The 20,278-nt window shown below is 59.2% G+C and carries 29 protein-coding genes; 16 read left to right on the forward strand and 13 right to left on the reverse strand.

The window, feature by feature from the left end; translation table 11 throughout:
* The first annotated feature begins 94 nt into the window (after nt 1-94).
* Nucleotides 95-1,123 (forward strand): fatty acid desaturase, encoded by a 1,029-nt coding sequence (locus MCRY_RS16010; RefSeq protein WP_085631719.1) that lies wholly within the window; start codon nt 95-97, stop codon nt 1,121-1,123.
* A gap of 111 nt (nt 1,124-1,234) precedes the next feature.
* On the opposite strand, the gene rpsI is transcribed toward MCRY_RS16010, so the two are convergent.
* The 4 genes from rpsI to MCRY_RS16030 form a co-directional block, all read right to left on the reverse strand.
* A complete protein-coding gene (gene rpsI, locus MCRY_RS16015; protein ID WP_085631721.1) occupies nt 1,235-1,723 on the reverse strand; it encodes a 30S ribosomal protein S9 in 489 nt (162 codons plus the stop codon).
* Complete coding sequence (rplM, locus tag MCRY_RS16020) at nt 1,723-2,187, reverse strand: 50S ribosomal protein L13 (protein WP_085631723.1); 465 nt, start codon at nt 2,185-2,187, stop codon at nt 1,723-1,725. Before rplM ends, rpsI begins: the two co-directional genes overlap by 1 nt.
* A 174-nt stretch (nt 2,188-2,361) precedes the next feature.
* A complete protein-coding gene (locus MCRY_RS16025; protein WP_085631726.1) occupies nt 2,362-2,886 on the reverse strand; it encodes a GNAT family N-acetyltransferase in 525 nt (174 codons plus the stop codon).
* 87 nt (nt 2,887-2,973) lie between these two features.
* Entirely contained in the window at nt 2,974-4,383 is a 1,410-nt protein-coding gene (locus MCRY_RS16030) for an aminotransferase-like domain-containing protein (RefSeq protein WP_244897923.1), read from the reverse strand.
* Between the two features lie 112 nt (nt 4,384-4,495).
* Between MCRY_RS16030 and MCRY_RS16035 the strand changes: the two genes are divergently transcribed.
* Nucleotides 4,496-4,723: a DUF1127 domain-containing protein gene (locus MCRY_RS16035; protein ID WP_085631729.1), complete on the forward strand. Its 228-nt coding sequence runs from the start codon at nt 4,496-4,498 to the stop codon at nt 4,721-4,723.
* Nucleotides 4,724-4,791: 68 nt separating this feature from the next.
* Here MCRY_RS16035 and dacB read toward each other — a convergent pair whose 3' ends face one another.
* The 3 genes from dacB to MCRY_RS16050 all read right to left on the reverse strand — a co-directional run bounded on the left by dacB (nt 4,792) and on the right by MCRY_RS16050 (nt 7,794).
* Nucleotides 4,792-6,300 carry a D-alanyl-D-alanine carboxypeptidase/D-alanyl-D-alanine endopeptidase gene (gene dacB, locus MCRY_RS16040; protein WP_085631731.1) on the reverse strand — a complete coding sequence of 503 codons (1,509 nt, stop codon included), beginning with the start codon at nt 6,298-6,300 and terminating at the stop codon, nt 4,792-4,794.
* 97 nt (nt 6,301-6,397) lie between these two features.
* Nucleotides 6,398-6,973, reverse strand: coding sequence for a nicotinate-nucleotide adenylyltransferase (locus MCRY_RS16045; RefSeq protein ID WP_138488211.1), 576 nt, complete (start codon nt 6,971-6,973; stop codon nt 6,398-6,400).
* Nucleotides 6,974-7,008: 35 nt separating this feature from the next.
* Nucleotides 7,009-7,794: an enoyl-CoA hydratase gene (locus MCRY_RS16050; protein ID WP_085631735.1), complete on the reverse strand. Its 786-nt coding sequence runs from the start codon at nt 7,792-7,794 to the stop codon at nt 7,009-7,011.
* Nucleotides 7,795-7,850: 56 nt separating this feature from the next.
* On the opposite strand from MCRY_RS16050, the gene MCRY_RS16055 reads away from it, so the two are divergent.
* Nucleotides 7,851-8,279: a PaaI family thioesterase gene (locus MCRY_RS16055; protein ID WP_085631737.1), complete on the forward strand. Its 429-nt coding sequence runs from the start codon at nt 7,851-7,853 to the stop codon at nt 8,277-8,279.
* On the opposite strand, the gene MCRY_RS16060 is transcribed toward MCRY_RS16055, so the two are convergent.
* Nucleotides 8,280-8,651 carry a tellurite resistance TerB family protein gene (locus MCRY_RS16060; RefSeq protein WP_085631739.1) on the reverse strand — a complete coding sequence of 124 codons (372 nt, stop codon included), beginning with the start codon at nt 8,649-8,651 and terminating at the stop codon, nt 8,280-8,282.
* A 180-nt stretch (nt 8,652-8,831) separates the two neighbouring features.
* Here MCRY_RS16060 and MCRY_RS16065 point away from each other — a divergent pair, with 180 nt between their 5' ends.
* Nucleotides 8,832-10,409 (forward strand): lysine--tRNA ligase, encoded by a 1,578-nt coding sequence (locus MCRY_RS16065; RefSeq protein WP_085631741.1) that lies wholly within the window; start codon nt 8,832-8,834, stop codon nt 10,407-10,409.
* A gap of 63 nt (nt 10,410-10,472) precedes the next feature.
* Nucleotides 10,473-10,889, forward strand: a complete 417-nt coding sequence (locus MCRY_RS16070; protein WP_085631743.1) for a DUF4864 domain-containing protein — start codon at nt 10,473-10,475, stop codon at nt 10,887-10,889.
* Between the two features lie 33 nt (nt 10,890-10,922).
* On the opposite strand, the gene MCRY_RS16075 is transcribed toward MCRY_RS16070, so the two are convergent.
* Nucleotides 10,923-11,414, reverse strand: a complete 492-nt coding sequence (locus tag MCRY_RS16075; RefSeq protein WP_085631745.1) for a HugZ family pyridoxamine 5'-phosphate oxidase — start codon at nt 11,412-11,414, stop codon at nt 10,923-10,925.
* A 95-nt stretch (nt 11,415-11,509) separates the two neighbouring features.
* Between MCRY_RS16075 and parA the strand changes: the two genes are divergently transcribed.
* The 8 genes from parA to MCRY_RS16115 all read left to right on the forward strand — a co-directional run bounded on the left by parA (nt 11,510) and on the right by MCRY_RS16115 (nt 16,761).
* Entirely contained in the window at nt 11,510-12,151 is a 642-nt protein-coding gene (parA, locus tag MCRY_RS16080; protein ID WP_085631747.1) for a ParA family partition ATPase, read from the forward strand.
* Nucleotides 12,152-12,181: 30 nt separating this feature from the next.
* Nucleotides 12,182-13,027: a DUF6206 family protein gene (locus tag MCRY_RS16085; protein WP_085631749.1), complete on the forward strand. Its 846-nt coding sequence runs from the start codon at nt 12,182-12,184 to the stop codon at nt 13,025-13,027.
* 114 nt (nt 13,028-13,141) lie between these two features.
* A complete protein-coding gene (locus tag MCRY_RS16090) occupies nt 13,142-13,549 on the forward strand; it encodes a universal stress protein (RefSeq protein WP_085631751.1) in 408 nt (135 codons plus the stop codon).
* Between the two features lie 51 nt (nt 13,550-13,600).
* Nucleotides 13,601-14,152: a hemerythrin domain-containing protein gene (locus tag MCRY_RS16095; RefSeq protein WP_085631753.1), complete on the forward strand. Its 552-nt coding sequence runs from the start codon at nt 13,601-13,603 to the stop codon at nt 14,150-14,152.
* A gap of 63 nt (nt 14,153-14,215) precedes the next feature.
* On the forward strand, nt 14,216-15,208 hold the full coding sequence (gene meaB, locus MCRY_RS16100; protein ID WP_085631755.1) for a methylmalonyl Co-A mutase-associated GTPase MeaB: 993 nt from the start codon (nt 14,216-14,218) through the stop codon (nt 15,206-15,208).
* Nucleotides 15,209-15,488: 280 nt separating this feature from the next.
* Nucleotides 15,489-15,779 (forward strand): 50S ribosomal protein L28, encoded by a 291-nt coding sequence (gene rpmB / locus MCRY_RS16105; RefSeq protein WP_085631757.1) that lies wholly within the window; start codon nt 15,489-15,491, stop codon nt 15,777-15,779.
* A 109-nt stretch (nt 15,780-15,888) separates the two neighbouring features.
* Nucleotides 15,889-16,233 carry a hypothetical protein gene (locus tag MCRY_RS16110; protein ID WP_138488209.1) on the forward strand — a complete coding sequence of 115 codons (345 nt, stop codon included), beginning with the start codon at nt 15,889-15,891 and terminating at the stop codon, nt 16,231-16,233.
* 39 nt (nt 16,234-16,272) lie between these two features.
* Nucleotides 16,273-16,761 (forward strand): copper chaperone PCu(A)C, encoded by a 489-nt coding sequence (locus tag MCRY_RS16115; RefSeq protein WP_085631761.1) that lies wholly within the window; start codon nt 16,273-16,275, stop codon nt 16,759-16,761.
* A 4-nt stretch (nt 16,762-16,765) separates the two neighbouring features.
* On the opposite strand, the gene MCRY_RS16120 is transcribed toward MCRY_RS16115, so the two are convergent.
* Nucleotides 16,766-17,461, reverse strand: a complete 696-nt coding sequence (locus MCRY_RS16120) for an NAD-dependent deacylase (protein ID WP_171046195.1) — start codon at nt 17,459-17,461, stop codon at nt 16,766-16,768.
* Between the two features lie 44 nt (nt 17,462-17,505).
* Between MCRY_RS16120 and MCRY_RS16125 the strand changes: the two genes are divergently transcribed.
* The gene (locus tag MCRY_RS16125; RefSeq protein WP_085631896.1) at nt 17,506-17,967 is read left to right on the forward strand and encodes a low molecular weight protein-tyrosine-phosphatase; all 462 of its coding nucleotides are present in this window, start codon (nt 17,506-17,508) and stop codon (nt 17,965-17,967) included.
* On the opposite strand, the gene MCRY_RS16130 is transcribed toward MCRY_RS16125, so the two are convergent.
* From MCRY_RS16130 to MCRY_RS16140, 3 genes are all read right to left on the reverse strand, one after another.
* Nucleotides 17,958-18,140, reverse strand: a complete 183-nt coding sequence (locus MCRY_RS16130; RefSeq protein WP_085631898.1) for a hypothetical protein — start codon at nt 18,138-18,140, stop codon at nt 17,958-17,960. The genes MCRY_RS16125 and MCRY_RS16130 overlap by 10 nt on opposite strands.
* A 120-nt stretch (nt 18,141-18,260) precedes the next feature.
* A complete protein-coding gene (locus MCRY_RS16135; RefSeq protein WP_138488208.1) occupies nt 18,261-18,509 on the reverse strand; it encodes a hypothetical protein in 249 nt (82 codons plus the stop codon).
* Between the two features lie 299 nt (nt 18,510-18,808).
* On the reverse strand, nt 18,809-19,120 hold the full coding sequence (locus tag MCRY_RS16140; protein ID WP_085631765.1) for a TraR/DksA family transcriptional regulator: 312 nt from the start codon (nt 19,118-19,120) through the stop codon (nt 18,809-18,811).
* 166 nt (nt 19,121-19,286) lie between these two features.
* Here MCRY_RS16140 and MCRY_RS16145 point away from each other — a divergent pair, with 166 nt between their 5' ends.
* Both MCRY_RS16145 and MCRY_RS16150 read left to right on the forward strand, forming a co-directional pair.
* Complete coding sequence (locus MCRY_RS16145; RefSeq protein ID WP_085631767.1) at nt 19,287-19,748, forward strand: hypothetical protein; 462 nt, start codon at nt 19,287-19,289, stop codon at nt 19,746-19,748.
* 5 nt (nt 19,749-19,753) lie between these two features.
* Entirely contained in the window at nt 19,754-20,278 is a 525-nt protein-coding gene (locus MCRY_RS16150) for a hypothetical protein (RefSeq protein ID WP_139834107.1), read from the forward strand.

Below are 20,278 nucleotides of genomic sequence, written 5' to 3' on the forward strand. Positions count from 1 at the left end.
AATGCCTCGGATCTGCATTTGGAGGTGAAAGATAAGTAGGCGGATTGCATCGCATCGGGTAGAACGCTGCAACGCAAACGAAAAAAGCAGGCTTATGTCCGAGCAGTTTACAATCAGCGGGCATACGCCCGCGACGACCTCCGCAAAAGACTGGGTGAAAGTTCTCGCCAAATACCGCGAACCCGATGCGATGCGCAGCTCTTTCGAACTCGCCGTAACTCTTGGCCCGTTCGTGGCCCTTTGGGCCGCGGCATGGTGGGCCATGGGTGTCAGCTACTGGCTCACTTTGGCGCTGTCCTGCGTCAACGCAGCCTTTTTGCTGCGCCTGTTCATCATCCAGCATGATTGCGGCCATGGATCGTTCTACAACAACCGCACGCTCAGCGATTGGTTGGGACGAATTCTGGGCGTTCTGACGCTGACACCCTACGATGTCTGGCGGCGTACACATTCGATCCATCACAGCTCGCATGGCAACCTCGAACGGCGGGGAATCGGTGACGTACACACCATGACGGTTGCCGAATACAAGGCGCTGTCTGGGTGGAGCAAACTGATGTACCGCGTGTATCGTCACCCAGTTATCCTGTTCGGATTGGGGCCGGGATATCTGTTCCTTCTGCAAAACCGCATTCCGCTGGGCCTGATGTCCAGCGTCCGCTACTGGGCCAGTGCAATGGGGACGAATGCCGCCATTCTGACCGGCCTTCTGATCATGCTCTATTTCGGGGGGTTGATGCCCATCCTGCTGATCTTCTTGCCGTCCACGCTGTTGGCGGCGACGGCGGGCGTGTGGCTTTTCTATGTGCAGCACCAGTTCGAGACCACCTCATGGGACGGCGACGAAGAATGGCAGCTTCACGATGCGGCGCTGCATGGAAGTTCATATTACGTGTTGCCCAAGGTGCTTCAGTGGCTCAGTGGCAATATCGGCATCCACCATGTGCATCACCTCTACAGTCGCATTCCGTTCTACCGGCTGCCCGAAGTGGTCCGTGATCACGCCAATCTGGCGGATCACAACCGCATGACAATCCGCGAAAGCTTTGCCAACGCGCGGCTGCACCTCTGGGACGAAGGTTCGCGCCGGTTGCTGTCGTTCCGCGACGCGCGATCACTCTGATCAAGCCGATGGCGTAGGCCGGGCGTCAGCCCGGCATCCCCACCAGACCACATAGCACAAACAAAAAGGCCGCCCCGAAAGGCGGCCTTTTCGATATTCTGGAAGCGTAGATTAACGCTTGGAGAACTGGAAGCTCCGACGCGCCTTGCGCTTACCGAACTTCTTACGTTCCACAACGCGGCTGTCGCGTGTGAGGAAGCCGGCAGCTTTGAGCGCCGAACGCAGGTTCGGATCGTACAGCTGCAGCGCCTTGGAGATGCCGTGCTTGACCGCACCGGCCTGACCCGAGAGACCGCCGCCCTTGACGGTGGCCATCACGTCGAACTGGTCGGCAACGCCGGCGACGTCGAACGGCTGGCGTAGGATCATCTGCAGAACTGGGCGCGCGAAATAGGCGTTCATTTCCTTGCCGTTCACGCTGACCTTGCCGGAGCCCGGCTTGATCCAGACGCGGGCGACCGCATCTTTCCGCTTGCCGGTCGCATAGGAACGACCCAGCGCATCACGCTGCGGCTCACGCGGGGTTTCAACCACTTCCGGCGCGGCATCAAGGCCTGCGGCGGTGTTCAGCTCTTCGAGAGAATTGAGTTGCTCAGCCATTATTTCGCCGTCCGGGTGTTTTTGGAGTTCATGGATTTCACATCCAGCACTTCGGGGCTCTGGGCCTCGTGCGGGTGCTCGGTGCCAGCATAGACGCGCAGGTTGGTCATCACCTTGCGGGACAGGCGGTTGCCCGGAAGCATACGCTGAACTGCTTTCTGGACGACGCGCTCGGGGTGTGCACCCTCGAGAATCTGCTGCTTCGTGCGGGATTTGATGCCGCCCGGATAGCCGGTGTGCCAGTAGAAATTCTCGTTGCGCTTGTTACCGGTCATCTGGATTTTGTCCGCATTAATCACGATGACATTGTCACCCATGTCCATATGCGGAGTGAAGGACGGCTTGTGCTTGCCGCGCAGGCGGGTGGCGACGATCGCAGCAAGACGGCCCAGAACGACGCCTTCAGCGTCGATCAGGATCCATTTCTTGTCGATGTCTGCCGGTGTTGCAGAAAAGGTTTTCATCGTGGGATGTCCCTGACGTTGGATTGGTAAGGCAGGGTGCAGGCACCCCGTGTATTCCGATGCGCGGGTTATAAGGATTGCCAAATCCCAGTCAAGCGACGTTTGTCTCAATTAAATATTCAAAAACAATAGGTTAAAAATAAGGTATTACTATACCCCACACTTTTGAAGGTTTCAGGCCTCCGCCAGTTCCAACTTGCGATAGACGAGGTACTTTTCGAACGCGGCAGGGTTTGCAGTGCCGTCATATCGCGGCGTTTCGCTGAACCCCAAACGGTCATAAAGAGCCAGCATTGAACTGTTGCCGCGCACCGTATCGGCAAGGATTGTCGTAGCGCCCATGTCGCGGGCTTTTTCAATCCGCATTTCGATCATCCGACGCCCCAGACCGTAGCCACGTGCGATATCGCGGACAAACAAGCGTTTCAATTCCGCGCGGTGATCGTCGATCATGCGGACAAAGCCACATCCCAGCAAATACCCCGAACTGTCGCGCGCCAGCAAAACGCCGCCTGTCGGAGGCAGGAAATCGTCGATCACGTCAAGGCTGGATTGCACATGGTCTTCAACCGACAGGCTCGGTCCCCCTACCGCCATCAGACGTTCGAGAATCTGGGCGTAGTATTCTGTCAGAATGTCAGACAATTCGTCGAGATCTGGCCGCGTCTCAACGAAGGCCAAGCTGATTTCCAAACCCATTTACGTTCCATGGTAGGTGAGTCGCCCTGCAAGCCTAGCGTTCGATTTGAGGGCAGGCGACCGTTTTTTGGTCATTCCAGCGGAAAATCAGACACTTATCTGCTCAGGCGGATGCCCGAGGAGATCTCTGAGTTGAAGCATGGCATTTTCGAACACCTGTAGGGGCACTTGCGCGTTCACGGCTATTCGAACCGCATGTGGTGCGCGTCCATCCCGCAAAGCAAATTCATCGGCTGAACGGATCTGAATGCCGCGCGCCTCTGCGGCCCGACAGAAGGCGGCGGCCCTCCAACCCTGAGGTAGCGGGAGCCACAGGAACGGCACATCCTCGTGCCATGTCAAACGGTAGGTGCCCAATGCGTTCACTGCCACCCGCACGTATTCAGCCATGCGCTCGCGGATCGCGACCATGATCTCATCGGTTTCAGGCGCGGTCAGGATGCGCTCTGCCACTTCGGCCAAAGGTTGTGCGATGCCGAAAAAACCGTGTTCCGCGATCTGTCGCAACTCCGGCCCGCGTCCACGCGGCGCAGTCGCAAAGCCGATCCGCAGAGCGGGGGTCAGCAATTTCGAGATCGACGTCAGGTGCCATGCGCGTTCAGGCGCGAGGATGCGGTAGCTCGGTGCTGTGATGTCGGTGCGGCGGTAACAATTGTCCTCGATGATCTGTATGTCCTGAGTGCGGCAGACTTCTGCGATTGCCTTGCGCCGCTCCGAAGGTGTGCAGGCAAGCGTCGGATTATGCACGTCCGGCGAGGTGCAAAGCACCTGCGCGCGTGTCGTGCGGGCGATCTCGGACAGTGCATCGGGCAGCAGGCCATGCTCGTCGCTGGGAACACCGACCACATCGGCCCGCAACAGATCAGCCGTGCGACGAAAGCCGGGATAGGCCATGTCCTCGACAAGAACCGTTGGCCTTGGCCCGTGAAGTATGGTCTGCAAAATCACGCTCAGCCCGTTTTGGGCGCCATGAACGATCACAACATCGGATTCATCGATGCTGCCCAACGGGATACTGCGTAACCAATAGACCGCTGCTTCGCGCAAAGGACGGTAGGCTTCGCGGGTCGGGTAATGCAGCAGGCGTTCGGGGGCGGTTTCTCCGATCCGTGCAAACGCATTCTGAATCAGCGAGACCTGTCCAAGATCCGGCAGTTGCGGGCTGAACAATGACAGCTTTCCGTCCTGCACAGGGACAGTGACGTATTCGCGCACGGGGCGTGTGACCCGCGTTGTCCGATTGGCGACAAATGTCCCGCGCCCCACTTCGGCCACCGCGTGACCGGCATCGGTGAGCAAGGTATAGGCCCGTGCGACCGTTCCGGGTGTGATCCCAAGCGACCAAGCCAGTTCGCGCACCGGAGGCAACTTGTCACCAGCGCGCAAATCTCCCGAGCGGATTGCGGTTTGGATCGTATCCGCCACCCGTTTGTACTTGGGACCGGCGGCAGGTTGCGGCAATGCCACAATCTTGTCTGGCGAAATTGTATCCGACACAATCTTTCTCTGGAGCGTTACATGACTCGAATGTATCCATTTTTGTATCGTTATGGCAATACACTTGCTGCGATATATCAAGATTGTGTCGATACATTTGAGGAGTACACCCATGGCACACGCAACTCACGCCCCGCAGATCGCCTATCTTGGCGGACAGTCCAAGCTGTCCCCGCTGGCCGTCGTCGCGCTGCGCGTTGCAGTGACCGTTACGGTGTGGTCCGAACGCCGCCGCACGCGGCTGCATCTCAAACATCTTGATGATCACCTGCTTCAGGACATCGGAGTCGATCGGTTGGCCGCCCAAAAGGAGGCCAACCGTAAGTTCTGGCTGATGTAAATCCCTGCGTCAGACAGACCTCTGGGGGCGCAAAGACCGGCTTTGCGCCCCTTTTTTGTCCAGCGGGATCATCCGCTATACAAGACGCCCCATCGTGCCAGCAGCCTTTGTTGCAGTTTGCGCGCGGCAACCGCATAGGTGCGTCCCCCGGGCGGGCTTTCGCGCTGCTCCCGGGTGAGGGAATCGCGGGTTGGTAGGTCGGCAGAAAAGGTCGCAAACGCCAGTTCGGTCCCGTCAGGCAGGTCGATGAAGCCGCCAAGGCCACTGACGAAATTCAACGTTCCTGTTTTTGCATGCACACTGACAGGGTGGTTTTCGAGTATCTTACGGTCCTCGTCCCTCAGCGGGTGCTCTTTGAGCAGTGCCTTGATTCCCATTGCTTTTCTTGCAGAGATCAACGCCTTCACCATGTCACGCGCGGTAACGCGGCTGTCATCGCCCAGGCCTGAATGGTCTTCGAGCGCGACAGATGTCATGCCCAGCCTGTCTTGGGCCCATGCATTCATCTCGTCCGCAGATGCCTTGAGCGAGGCCACGGTTCCACTGCGCGCGGCAGTGGCCGTGAGCCCGACACATTCCGCTGTGATGTTGGTCGAGAATTTCAGCATGTCGCGCAGAATGATGCGCAGTGGCGCGCTTTGATGAACGACAATAGCCGTGGTTCCGGTAGGCACCGTGTCGATCAGTTCCGGCGTTTTCAGGACAATGCCGTTGGACCGCGCCAGAATCTGGAACACTTCGGCGGCATACCGGGCAGGTTTGCGCACAGGCAGCCAGCGTGCGCCGTTGCGCCCCAAGGCCCCGCGTGCCACGGTCCAATCATCGAATGCCCCACCGTCCTTGTAGGTGTAGATCGGATGGTTCCGGCCTTCGACGCGCATGCGCGCAGCCCGCACTTCCGGCCGCAGCGTGGCAGAGCGCGCGTCCATGGTCACATTGTACCCGTTGCCGGCACGCTGCCATTCAAAATGTACGCGGTTGAAATTCAGGTTCAGTCCGGAGATCCCCGGATTGTACCCCACCTGAGACGGCTGTTCACTGTCGATCCCGTTCAGCGCAGGCAACGCGCCGCCCCATACAAGGAACCGGCCCGTGACTTCGGTCACGCCTGCCTCTTCACGCAGGCGCCTGGCAATCGCGGCAATCGCGTCGGTGTCCAGCGTCGGGTCACCCCCTCCGGCAAGAATTAGGTCGCCATTGATCCGGCCATTCGTCACCGGCGCCGTTGCCAGAACACGGGTCTCAAAGTGATACCCCGGACCCAGTACATCCAGCGCGTAACACGCGGTGATCGCCTTGGCCACGCTGGCCGGAGGTAAGGCGCGCAAGGGATTGTGCGATTCGAGCACCAATCCGGTTTTGACATCCGCCACCTGTACACTGACCTTGCCCGCAAGATCGGCCTGATTGATCAGGTCGCTCAACGGCGGAAGATACGATTTCAGAATGTTCTCGGCCCGCGCCGCGGGGCGCAGTGACGTGGCCGGGGCAAATGCGGATTGTGCAAATGCGGACGGGGCGACCATGGCCGAAGCCAGACCGCTCAAGACCGCGCGACGTGAAACCTCCCGTGTCATGTCGCGGATGTAACCTCACTCATCGCCAAGTGACAAGAACACGCTTTGGTGAGGAGCAAGGTATTCAGCTGTGGCATCATGTCTGTCTGAATCGCTCTCAGGGCTCGGCCCCCCAAATGCCCTTTGCTCTCAGTTCTGTCGAACTGATCTGCACCATCGGCATATTGACGAAACACCATGCCGGGGCAGGCTGATCCGCCAGCATTTTCGAAGACCGGCCGGGCAGGCGCATATGTTGATACTTGCGGGCTGTGCGGGAATTCAGACCCGCTTGTCGCCAACCCGGGCGGGCCAGTACCCCGACGGGAACCGCCCGGAATATGTCTTCCCATCGCTGCCAGCGGTGAAACTGATGCAGATTGTCCGCCCCCATCAGCCAGACAAACCGCACACCGGGGTAGGCTGATTTGAGTGTGTTAATGGTCTCGGCCGTGTATGCGGTTCCGATCTGAGCTTCGAAATCACTGACGATCACACGCGGATCGCGCATGATCTCTTGCGCCCGTGCCACGCGCGCGTCGAGCGCGGCTGGACCACGTGCCTTAAGAGGATTTCCCGGCGAGACCAGCCAGATCACCCGATCCAACGCAAACCGACGCAGCGCCACCCGCGTGAGATGGACATGTCCTTCATGCGCCGGATCGAACGACCCGCCAAGAAGGCCCACGCGCATGCCGGGCCGAAGGTGGAACCTGTTGTGGGGCAAGACTATTGTGACCAGTCAGGGGGGCGCTTTTCCAGAAACGCGGCGATCCCTTCTTCGGTGTCACGGTAGAGCATGTTCTCGACCATCACCTGTCCGGTATAGGCATAGGCGTCATCAAGGCCCATCTGTACCTGTTCATAGAACGCGTGCTTGCCGATCTTCACCGCTGCACCCAGCTTGCTGGCAACCAGCTGCGCCATGTCTTGCGTTGACACGGCCAAGTCATCCGCGGGCACGACCTTGTTCACCAATCCCAACGCTTCGGCACGGTGGGCGTCGATGAACTGGCCTGTGACCAGCATCTCGAATGCTTGCTTTCTAGGGATATTGCGGGACAGCGCCACCATCGGTGTTGAACAAAACAGTCCGATGTTTACGCCATTGACCCCGAACCGCGTGCCTTCGGCGGCGATTGCCATGTCGCAGGACGCAACCAACTGACACCCGGCCGCCGTGGCAATCCCATGCACCTGCGCGATCACCGGCTGCGGCAGACGCTGCACACCCGTCATCACGCGCGCACAGCGGTCGAACAAATCCTTGAAATACGCCTTGCCGCCATCTTCGGCCTGACGCCCCGCCGTCATCTGCTTGAGGTCATGCCCGGCGCAGAACGCCTTGCCAGCGCCCGAGATCACGACCACCCGCACAGATGTGTCGTCATGCAGCGCGTCGATCTGCTCTTGCAGCGCGGCCAGCATTTCGTCCGAAAGCGCGTTCAGGCGCTCTGGTGCATTTAGGTGTAAATGGCAAACCGCATCCGTGTCGCGACGTTCCAGGATTTTCATCTTGTCCTCCCAGTGACTTGGCGCAACTCTATCGGTTCAGAGCAGCGGAGGAAAGCATGGCGCTCAAAGTTCCGGCAGATGAGATGGAAGCGTTCTTGGACGAGGTGTTCCCACAGGTCAAAGGCATTTTCGGGATCGACCACCTGGATGAAGACCTGTTGGTGATGCGTCTTCATGCAGGCGAACAACACCTGCGCCCCGGGGGCACCGTGTCCGGCCCCGCCATGTTCAGCCTTGCCGATGTCGCCGCCTATGTCGCCACAATGTCGCGCATCGGAAAAGAGGCGTTGGCAGTCACCACCAATTGCTCCATCGATTTCATGCGCAAACCCGTAGCTGGTGCTGATGTCATAGCGCACGCCAAAGTTCTGAAACTTGGGCGCGCCCTTAGCGTGACAGACGTGCTGCTTTATTCCGACGGGCAATCCAGTCCAGTGGCCCGAGCCACATTGACTTATTCGATCCCGCCCAAACGCGACGCCTAATCATTCACTCAGGTGACGCGCCCGTGCGCCGCGCTCGATCGCGGCCGCGTGCAGGCGATCAAGCGCCAGTTCATAGCGGATTTCTTCCAGCAGCCGCAGTTCCGCCTCGCGCAGCGTGCCGTCGGCTGCCGCCACATCGCAGGCCAAGGCATAGGCGGTTTCGAACAGGCGTTCCGGCAGGTTATCGCGGATCAGGCCGAACAAGGCGTCCAGCCCGTCTTCTTGCTCGAACAGTTCAAAGACCAGCCCGGACATTTCTGGAATGCGTGCCTCATCATAATCGGCAAAGATCGGCAGGTTGTTGACCGCCGTCTGGATCTTCACCAACTCGGCCGTCCGTATGCTTTCATCGGAGGCAGAAACCGCGATCATGAGCGCGACAAGACAATCCTGCGGGCTGAGGGGGTGGGGGTCGATGTCTGACACGGCGTATCGCTTTCTGGTGTGAGTGTTTGATACCCAACTTATTGACCCGCCCCCGCCCCCGCAATAGGGAGTGCTTTTTGAACACACGCACAATCCCGTGCGGCGACCATCCGGAGTAACAGAGCAATGTCCGATCTGCGCGAAGCTGCAATGACCTCAAAGGCCTGGCCCTTTGAAGAGGCGCGCCGGCTGCTCAAACGCTACGAGAAAAAGCCGCCAGAAAAGGGCTATGTTCTCTTCGAGACGGGCTATGGCCCGTCCGGCCTGCCGCATATCGGCACCTTTGGCGAAGTGGCGCGCACCACCATGATCCGCCGCGCGTTCGAGGTGATTTCGGACATCCCGACCAAGCTGATCTGCTTTTCCGACGATCTGGACGGCATGCGCAAGGTGCCGGGCAATGTGCCCAATCCCGAGATGCTGCGCGAACACTTGCAACGCCCGCTGACCGATGTGCCGGACCCGTTTGGCACCCATGACAGCTTTGGCGCGCATAACAATGCGATGCTGAACCGTTTTCTGGATACGTTCGGGTTCGAATACGAATTCATTTCGTCGACCGAATTCTACCGCTCGGGCAAGTTCGACGAGGTGCTTCTGCGTGCGGCTGAACGGTATGACGCGGTTATGGAAGTGATGCTCAAGTCTTTGCGCGATGAACGGCGCGAGACTTATTCGATCTTCCTGCCGATCCACCCCGACACGGGTCGCGTGCTCTATGTTCCGATGAAGAACGTCGATGCCGCACGTGGCGAGATCACCTTTGACGACGAGGACGGGCGCGAGATCACGCTTCCAGTCACGGGCGGCAACGTCAAACTTCAGTGGAAGCCCGATTTCGGCGCGCGCTGGGCGGCGCTCGATGTCGATTTTGAGATGTACGGCAAGGATCACAGCACCAATACGCCGATCTATGACCGCATTTGCGAGATCCTTGGCGGCAAGAAGCCTGAGCATTTCACCTATGAACTGTTCCTTGATGCAGACGGTCACAAGATTTCCAAGACCACCGGCAATGGCGTGTCCATTGATGAATGGCTGACCTACGCCAGCTCGGAATCGCTGTCGTACTTCATGTATCTCAAGCCGAAGACGGCCAAACGGATGCATTTTGACGTGATCCCAAAGGCGGTCGATGAGTACCACCAGCAACTGCGCGCTTACCCGACGCAGGACGCGACCCAGCAGGCCAACAACCCCGTCTGGCACATCCATTCCGGTGATGTACCCCAGTCGCACATGGTTGTTCCGTTCTCGATGTTGCTGAACCTCGCCTCTGCCGCCGGGGCCGAGGACAAGGATACGATGTGGGCCTTCATCAAACGCTACGCGCCTGATGCAACGCCGGAAACCCATCCCGATCTGGATCAGGCGGCAGGGTTTGCCGTTCGCTATTACGAAGACTTCGTGAAGCCCACCAAGACTTTTCGTGCGCCAGATGAAAAAGAGCGTGCCGCGATGGAGGATCTCGCCTCCCGTCTTGCAGCGCATGATGGCCCGAATGACGACGAAACCCTGCAAACCATCGTGTTCGCGGTTGGCAAAGACCATGGGTTCGACCCGCTGCGCGACTGGTTCAAGGCGCTCTACGAGGTGCTGCTGGGTCAATCCCAAGGTCCGCGTTTTGGCGGGTTTGTTGCTCTCTACGGTGTCGATGAATCCGTTGCCCTGATCGGGAAGGGGCTGTCCGGGGAGCTTTCTTAGGACGGGCATTTTGCCCGGCGCATGAAATGCGCTACCTTTCATTCAGAAACGAAAGGTGACCCCATGCGCAAATTCATCACCGGACTGACCCTTGCCCTTTCGATGACAGGCACGCTTTGGGCGCAGGAGGTTCTTGCGCCCGAACCCGGCATCGAAAACACCATTCAAGGCCAGATCGACGCTTTCCTGCAGGACGATTTCGGCACCGCCTTCACCTTTGCCGCCCCGAACATCCGCAACATTTTCCGCACGCCGGAAAATTTTGGTGCGATGGTCCAGCAGGGCTATCCAATGGTCTGGCGCCCCGAAAATGTGACCTTTGGCGATCTACGGGCCATCGCAGGCGGTCTGTATCAGACTGTGATTCTCACGGATACAGCAGGAAACCTGCATTATCTCGACTACCGGATGGAGATGATAGACGGGCAGTGGCGCATCGCCGGGGTGCAGATCCTGCAAGCGCCCGAACTGTCGGCATAAGGACGCGATCCGTCGATGGAACGCTGCGATGCGTCACCGCATCGCCACCGCAAGGTCGTCCGCTGTCAGAACATACGCCTTGCCGAAGCCGCCGTTCAGATGCGCGCCCAACGGGGTAAACCGCACCAGCGCGAAATCCGCAAACCCGATGTAAAGCTTGGCTTTCGGCTGCTTCGATAAGAACGCTATTGCCAAATCTGCGCGCTCGGCCTCTCCATGGCGCACGAAATGGGCCGTCGCGCGAAGGCTCAGGCGCGGATGGGTCAACGGATCTCCCTTGCCCTTCGGCTCACCGATCAAGAGCGCGCAAAGCGGGTTATGCTGCAGCGCAGCGCTGTGATGGCTGAGATCCGACATCAGACTGAGCGGCATGCCCTCCGGGCCAGCAACCAGCGCCACGCGGCTGATCATCGGCAATCCATCCGCCTTATCCGTATAGGCCAACCCAGCGAATCGAGCGCTTTCGATCAGGCTGCGAGCAAGCGTACGCGCATCGTCATCGGTGGGGCGAATGGGTGATTTCATGTAACTGATCCTAGTATCCTGACGGGCTGTGGCAATTTTTATGCTGCACCTGCACAATAACCCTGTACCCTCGGCCCGAATCGAAGGAACAGACCATGCCCGGCCACGTCATCACAGTTGCGCAACAAAAAGGCGGCTCTGGCAAGACCACCGTTTCCGCCAATCTCGCCATCGGCTTCATGCGCCAAGGCAAACGCGTCGCGCTGGTGGACATTGACCCGCAAGGCAGCTTGGGGCGCTGGTTCATGACACGGCTGGAAACCGAAGCTGGTCCTGTTGACGCGCTGGAATTCGCCACCTCTTCGGCTTGGGGCATCACCTACGAGGTGCGAAAGCTCTTGGAAAACCATGACATCGTCATCATCGACACGCCACCTAAGGCCGACAGTGATCTGCGCCCCGCCTTGCGCGTGGCCGATCTTGTGGTCGTTCCTGTCAGTGTCAGCCATGTAGACCTCTGGGCCACTGAAGGCGTGCTCGATCTCGCCCGGCGCGAGGACAAGGAAGCGATGATTGTCCTCAACCGGGGACGGCCGAACACCCGGCTTGGCACCGATGTGGCGAAAGCTGCAGAAAAGCTGATGGCACGGATCGCCGACGCGACGCTGGCCAACCGCGTGATCTATGCCGAAGCCTTGGGGCAGGGGCGTGGTGCTGCCGAAGGCCGCAAGACACCGGCACAGGCCGAAGTTGACGCGCTCACCTCAGAGGTGGCACAGGTGCTGTCAAACGGGTAAGGCAGGGCACCTGACCAAGGAGCCTGCGCAATGACCGACCTCGACGCCCTGAAAGCCGTGATCCGTGCCGATAGCGCCGCACGCGGGCAGACCGTGTCGAAGTTGGGTTATTTCTGCGCACCGTTCCGCCCTGCATCCGGCCCGTTCTCGGACAAGGTGATCAAGGTGTATCGCGGGTTGCGCGATCAGGCTGCTCTCGACCGGCTGGCGCAATGTCACGACGATTACGTCGCTGCGCTGAACACAGCTGGGGTCGCCCTGCCGCAAACCGAATTCCACCTGCTCAACATGGACGGCAATCGCATCCCGGTGATCGTGCAAGAGGCGCTGCCCTCGGACAGCATGATGCGCCCACAGATGCAGATCGCCAGCACCGATGAAACGCTCCAGATGATGGAAGCGGCAGGCGACGTGATCGCCACGTTCTGGAACAACGCCGACCAGTTCGACACCCGCATCGGCTTTCACCCGTCGATCCGCAATTTCGCCTATCTCGACGGCCGTGCGCTGTTCTTCGATACCTTCCCGCCGCTGATCCATTACAGCCGCGAGGAAATGGGCAAGATGCTGCTCCTGTTCTCGGACAAGGCGCTGATGCGCTGGGTCGGGCCGTTCCTGCAAACCAAGGTCACGGGCATTCAGGACGAATGGTACTCGGCCCCGGAAACGCTGGTGGGTCTGGTGGGGTCGGCCTGCCGCCTGCGACCCAATGATGCCGAAGCCTACCTGGCGTGGGGCCGCGATTTCACCCAGCGCCGCATGTCCCGCTGGGCGGATGAGGCGTTGCCGCATTTGCAGGAACCGCCACGCCTTCCGGGCTATTGGACAGGGTTCCGCAAGTTGTTGGGTCTTCAGGGCGAACCCAACGTGTCGTGACTTTGCAAACCTGAAGGTAAGGTTTGCAAACTTCGGCGCAAATCTGATGCGGATCAAAGAATGTCCAGTTTTGTGGCGCTAACCTGACCCTATCCTGAACAAAGGGAGGGGTTCATGTATTCGAACATTCTCGTACCCATCGCGCTCGATAATGAGGACGACCGCACATCGCAGGTCTTGGAGATCGCCAAGACGCTCTCGGCTGACGGGGCCAGGATCACGTTGCTGCATGTGGTGGAGGCGGTGCCAAGCTACGCTATCAGCTACATTTCGGCAGACATCCTGAACGTCACACGCAAAGGGATCGAAACGGAAATGGCGCGCCTTGCATCCGACATCGGCGCAAATTCTGTGGTGATCGACGGCCATTCCGGGCGGTCCATCCTCGACTATGCTGAGGAACAGGAGAGTGATCTGATCGTCATTGCCTCGCACCGGCCCGGCATGCAGACGCTTCTGCTTGGGTCTACGGCGACCCATGTGGTGCGCCACGCAAATTGCTCGGTTCATGTTCTGCGTTGATTGACATTCGCCGCGCGCACTGCACCTCCTGCCCGACAACAGGAGGTGGCCATGGACGATACTCTGACACTCGACACCCGCGACGGTTTGCCGGACGCGCTGCGCGTGCTCTTGCAGGATTTCCCGCGCGAGACATGGCCCGAGCATAACAATTTCGCGGGTCTGGTCGCGTTCTGGCTGGACCGTCATCTGATGTTTCGCCGGTTGATGACCGCCCTCATCGACGATGCCGAACAGGCAGTGGATCGCAAGATTGACGCGCAGATCCACGCCGGAAAACTATCGCGATACGGGTCTATGCTGCTGCAGAACCTGCACGGGCATCACCAGATCGAGGACCACCATTATTTCCCTGTGTTGGCCACGCGGGAGCCGATCCTGAACAAAGGATTTGAGCTGCTGGATGCCGATCACCACGCGATGGACGGCTTGCTCAATCGCTTTGCCGATGGGGCCAATGCGGTGATCCAAGGCAAGATGGAGGCGGGCGGTTTTCGAGCGGACCTGCTCAGCTTTCAGTCGATGCTCAACCGTCACCTGATTGACGAAGAGGAACTGGTCGTACCGGTGATCCTCAAACACGGACCCGGGGGCTTGGGCTGACGGGTTTACTTGGTTGCCCGGCCCATGGCACATGTGCCGCCAGACCAAGACGGAGCCCCGCGCATGGACATTGACGATCTGGCCACCCGCATCCTTGCCGGTGAACGACGCGCGCTGGCACGGGCGATCACACTGGTGGAAAGTGGACGCGCCGATCACCGGACCGATGCTCTGACGCTGTTCGACAGGCTCAAGGGCCATGAGCGCGAAGCCTTGCGCATCGGTTTGTCGGGCACGCCCGGCGTGGGTAAATCCACATTCATCGAAACCTTCGGCCTGATGCTGACAGGGCAGGGACTGAAGGTGGCGGTTTTGGCGGTCGATCCAAGTTCTGCACGATCCGGCGGGTCTATTCTTGGCGACAAAACCCGGATGGAGCGCCTGTCGCGCGATCCAAGTGCTTTTATTCGCCCTTCGCCGTCGCAATCGCATCTGGGCGGTGTCGCTCGCCGCACGCGCGAAGCGATTGACCTGTGCGAAGCGGCAGGCTTTGACGTGGTGCTGATCGAAACCGTTGGCGTGGGACAGTCCGAAACCGTGGTCGCGGAAATGTCCGACCTCTTTCTGCTGTTGCTGGCCCCGGCCGGTGGCGACGAATTGCAGGGTGTCAAGCGCGGTATCATGGAGATGGCGGACATCATCCTGGTGAATAAGGCCGATGGCGATCTGAAACCCACGGCGACTCGCACCTGCGCTGACTATGCCGGGGCGCTGCGCCTTCTGCGCAAACGCCCTCAGGATCCGCAGGGCTTTCCCAAGGCGATGACGGTGTCGGCGCTGGAGGATACGGGTCTGACCACCGCGTGGGAGGAAATGCAGAACCTGACCCAATGGCGGCGCGATAATGGCCATTTCGCCGCCCGCCGCGCGGCACAGGCGCGGTTCTGGTTTGAGGCAGAACTGAAGCAGTCGCTGCTGGCCCGGCTGGAACGGGAGCCGATGAAAGGGCTGGTCCGATCCTTGGGGCAGTTGGTGGAAGATGGGGCCAAGACGCCGAGTCAGGCAGCGGACGAGGTGCTGTCCCAGCTTGAAGGGCGAATCTCTCCGGTAGCGTGACCAGAATGTGCGCCTTTGGCGCACAGGTTTGAGCTTGGATGACCTTTGGCCATTCAAGCCGTTTGGGGGCTCTGCCCCCAACCCGTTGGGTCGGGGACGGCGGTTTGACATAAAAACCTTGAACTTCGGGTCGACTCCCGGTTTTCCGGCAAGGCCCTACTTGACGCCTTACCCGCATCCCTCTAAGGACAGCCAACGAGATTCCGGGCGCTGCCAGTCGGCGCCCTTTCATATTGGTGGAAGCCCGCTCTTCCGCTTCTGATAAAACGAGGATGAACCCATGTCGCGTGTTTGCGAACTGACCGGTAAAGGCCCGATGACTGGCAACAATGTCAGCCATGCCAACAACAAGACACGTCGGCGTTTCCTGCCGAACCTGAACGACGTGACGCTGCAGTCCGAAACTCTGGGCCGCGGCATCAAGATGCGCATCTCTGCGCATGCGCTGCGCAGCGTTGATCACCGCGGTGGTCTCGACAAGTTCCTGGCGAAAGCCAAGGACACAGAGCTGTCGTCCAGTGCGCTGAAGGTCAAGAAAGAGATCGCCAAGGCACAAGCCGCTCAGGCCTGATCCTTTTCGGTTTAAAGTTTAAACAGCCTCGCATGGTTTTGCTGTGCGGGGCTGTTTCCTTTTGTCGCCTTGTGGGTGCGCGTGCCGCCCTTATCTAGGCGCCATGAGGGTGTTGCTCCGACATATCACTGTTCTGACACTTGCGCTTTTGATTGGTGTAACAAGTGTGCAATTCGCAGCGGCGCGCGGGCAATCCCCTGCGGTCGGCACGATGGAGATCTGCACCGGCACGGGACCGATTCACATTCTCGTGGACGAGAATGGCCAGCCGACCGGCGGCGTCATGATTTGTCCTGACTATGCGATGGCGTTTTTTGCCGAAATGTCGGTTGGTTTGCCCGATCTGCAGCCGGTTGCCCTGTGGCAGAGCATGTGGATCTCGCGCACAGCCGTTGCAGCGGTCAGCGTCCCCTTAATGAGCGCGCAGGCGCGGGGACCACCGGATTTCGTTTGAGTCGCATATACATCTGATATCAAACGAAAGAACCAAGCCATGTTGAAGACAACACTTCTTGCCGGGGCTGCCGCCCTTGGCCTTGTCCTGCCCGCCTTTGCTGAAATCACGGTCGAGGACGCGTATGCGCGGTCGGCGTCGCCAATGGCGAAATCCGGTGCCGCGTTCATGCTGATCCACAATTCCGGCGAAACCGCAGATCGTTTGATCGCGGTGAGCAGCGATGCTGCCGCCCGCACCGAACTGCACACCCATCTTGAAGATGGGAACGGCGTTATGCGGATGGTGCATGTCGAAGAGGGCTTCGAGCTTCCTGCTGAGGGCATGATCGCCATGCAACGCGGTGGCAAACACGTCATGCTCATGGGGTTGAACGATGCGATGGAGCAGGGCGAAACCGTGACCATCACCCTCACCTTTGAACAGGCTGGCGATGTCGTGATCGAGGTTCCGGTCGATCTGGAACGGCAGGATCACGGTGGCATGCAGCATGGCACCGGCGCCATGAAGCACGGCTCGGACAGCTGATCCTTCAGCTCAGCAGGCGGTCCACCCATGTGGGGACCGTCTTGCTGGCCCGTCCGGTGATGTGGTCCTCAAAGGCATGGGACATGTCACTGTCGCGCAGGTTCAGCTCGACTGTGGCTGCCCCTGCCATCCGGGCCTCTTCGACGAATCCGGCAGCGGGGTAGACCTGTCCCGAGGTGCCGATTGCTGCGAAAAGATCGCAGGTGTGCAGTGCGTCGATGATGCGGTCCATGTGATAGGGCATTTCGCCGAACCAGACGATGTCCGGACGTGCCGATGGGGCGCTGCAAGCTGGGCATGCCTCTCCCACCTCCATTTCTGCGGGTGCATCCCAGCGGTGCCCGCAGGTGGCGCAGAGTGCACGTGACAGTTCGCCATGCATGTGGATCGCCTGCGCGCCGGCTTTTTCATGCAGCCCGTCCACGTTCTGTGTGACAAGGGTGATGTCCCCGGCGAAATCTGATTGAAGCCTGGCAAGTGCCTGATGCGCGGCGTTCGGTTGTGCATCCGTGGCTTGGATACGACGCGCATTGTAGAACCGATGGACCAAGGCTGGATCGCGCATGAAGGCCTCGGGTGTGGCCACGTCTTCGATCCGGTGCTGCGCCCATAACCCACCTTCATCGCGGAAGGTGCCAAGCCCGCTTTCCGCCGATATCCCGGCTCCGGTCAGAATAACGATCCTGTCGATCCGTCGCATCGCGTCCCCTTTCCCCACTGGCCGCAACCGGCTAAGTCATGAGCATGTCCCACCGTATCCTCTTTGTCTGTCTGGGCAATATCTGCCGCTCTCCCACCGCAGAAAGCGTGACCCGCGCCAAGGCAGCGGCGCGTGGGATGGACGTTGTGCTGGATAGCGCAGGCACAGGCGACTGGCACATTGGAAAGCCGCCTTACGGCCCGATGCAAGAGGCGGCGCGGGTGAAAGGCTATGATTTGTCACGCTTGCGCGCCCGGCAACTATCGCGGGACGATTTCGGCCAGTTCGACCTGATCGTTGTGATGGATGGAGACAACGCGCGCGATGTTGCCGCCGTTGGCCCAGCCGATCGGGTGAAATTGTTTACGGATTTTGCGCCCGAGACCGGGGCAAATCACGTGCCGGACCCATATTTCACCCGTGACTTCGATGCCGCTCTTGCATTGATCGAAGCCTGTGCGGATGGCCTGTTGGACAGGCTCGAAGCCGCGACGGATCAGGACTGATAGACTTCTCGCGCGATCAAGTACGAAACCGGCAACGCCAGCGTCGCCCCTACGGCGGCCGCTGCCACAATCGGGACAAGCGTGCCGTATCCGGCAGTCAGGACCACAACAACAGCCGTACCAGCAAGTGTGGTTGCAATCAGCGAATAGAGAATTGTCGCGAGTCGGATCATTTTGGCCTCCCATTCCTTTAGGATGGCCATAACATTCCATAATGCGTATGTGTTTTCTTTGATGCGGATCAAGTTCGCTGAACCGCCCTGAGCCACCACCACAATAAGCCAGCTCAGGCGTTAGCCCCGTCCAGTTTTCTTGGCTGCAAGCGTTGCATAAGCTTCGATCAAGGTCAGGAACGTGCCACTCTTATGACACCAGGGAGGCGGGCCGTCATCTGATCCGGTTTGCCATTCAAGACAGGTCTTGGGGCAATGGCATGCACCACATGCGCCGAACGTCGCCTTCAGTTCGACGACAAGCAAAGATGCGTCGAGATCCGTCAGATGCAAACCAAGATGCGCGAGCATCCCTTCGTGTGCAGTCATGCGCGCGTCGAAATCTCGCCGCATGGAGTCTAAAAATTCTGACACAACCCCTCCCCAAGTGTACTTTTTTGTAGACACTTTGATGTACGGTTGCATGCGGCAACTGGATCACAAGCATGTTTGAAAAAATAGTAAGTTTCTGTAATGCAATGAATAATAAGTCGTCTCACTCCAGTTTGTCTGGGAGATGAAAAAAGGCTGCCCGGCACCAGCGCATACCAGATCGTCAAGACGAAAGCCGTGGAATGCACAAGCAATGGGGCGGGGTCTGAGGTCATCGGGCGGTCACGGTGGAAATCTCAGGCGCATTGCCGACACAGGGCAGCAGTGGGAACTGCGCGCAGTCGTTCCTCGGCAATGGCATCGCCGCATTTTGCGCAGATGCCATAGCTTTCATCCGCGATACGCCCCAATGCGGCGTCGATGCGGCGCAGTTCGTCAAGATCGGATTTGCCAAGCGCTTCTAGAACCTCGTCGCCCTGACGCTCTGATGCGCGATCACCCCAATCCTTGGGCATCGGATCATCCAGTGTGTCCTCGATCTCGATGAGATCACGGGTCAGCTCGGCCCGCCGTTTGAGGAGCAGTGTTTCTTGTGCCATCAGGTCCATGTCGGTTCTCCTGCTATTGGGCGTCATTCTGCCAGATAACACTGAGTTCCACGTTGATATCGGTCAAATCGGCTGAGGCCGTTTGACAAACCAGTTGCCCGACTCTGGGCTGTCGCGCTACAATTCCTGATATTGTGACGAATTTTTTTAAAGCTGGAGTATTCAAATGAGCTACACGATCAATGTCGTGCGCAAAAATGGCACGGGCATACTCACGTTCAAAAGCGGATCGATCAACATCTCGGAGACCTGCTGGTGGGATCAGGAGGTGGTCATCGATGCCGGATCCTATACCGGCTATGCGACGCGCATGGCGAACAAGACCGATGGCACCGATGGCGGCAATCGCGAAGCGATCTGGCTGGGCCTCAAAGTGCCGTATAACGGCAATGGCGGCACGGCGAATGGGTTTTTCATCCACAAAGGCACCAGCGCTTCTTGGTCCGATGGGTGCATCGTGTTGCCGGGGGCAAAAGTCTATCAGATGTGGTCCGAAATCACGCCGAAAGAAAGTGGCAACATCACGGTCAATATCTCGGATGAGTCCGTAGAACGTGGTCGTCCGTTAGATTGGGATTGCACCCAGCATATGCATTCCATGTGGGGCGGTATGCCCGCGTTCGATTGATGGTCTTGCGACGTACCGGGGCGGTCGTGGGTCTGTGTTTCGCAGTGTCCACCGCTGGGGCACAAGACCTGCCGCCACCTCAGCCCGGGGATGCGGTCGAGATGATCGAATTGATGCTGGGACGTGTTCCGTCCCGGCATGATAGCCCGCTGGCAGCCATGCACGGGCTTGCCGATCTCTATGGTCGCGGCCTTGAACAGGCGCGGTCCGGCACTCCGGGCGCTGCGGGCCTTTGGCTTTTGCTGGGGGATGTCGCGCTGCGCAGCACAGATGCGGGGCTCACCCAATCTTATGCGGCGGATATGCTGCCGCTCTACCGCCAACAGCCAGATGCCATCCTTTTGGTACTGACAGATGCGCCGTGGCTTGCCCCCTCCACCTGTCATCACCTGTCCGCCTATTTCGGCTCTGAGGACCGACCCGAAGACGGTCGTGCGCCATTTCTAGCGTCCGAGACACCGCGCATTGCCAAGGCGCTTCCAGACCCGGTCGCTTCTGCCTGTCTTGAAGCGTTGGCGACGCCCCGGTAA

It is taken from the genome of Marivita cryptomonadis (assembly GCF_002115725.1).
Taxonomy (GTDB): Bacteria; Pseudomonadota; Alphaproteobacteria; order Rhodobacterales; family Rhodobacteraceae; genus Marivita; species Marivita cryptomonadis.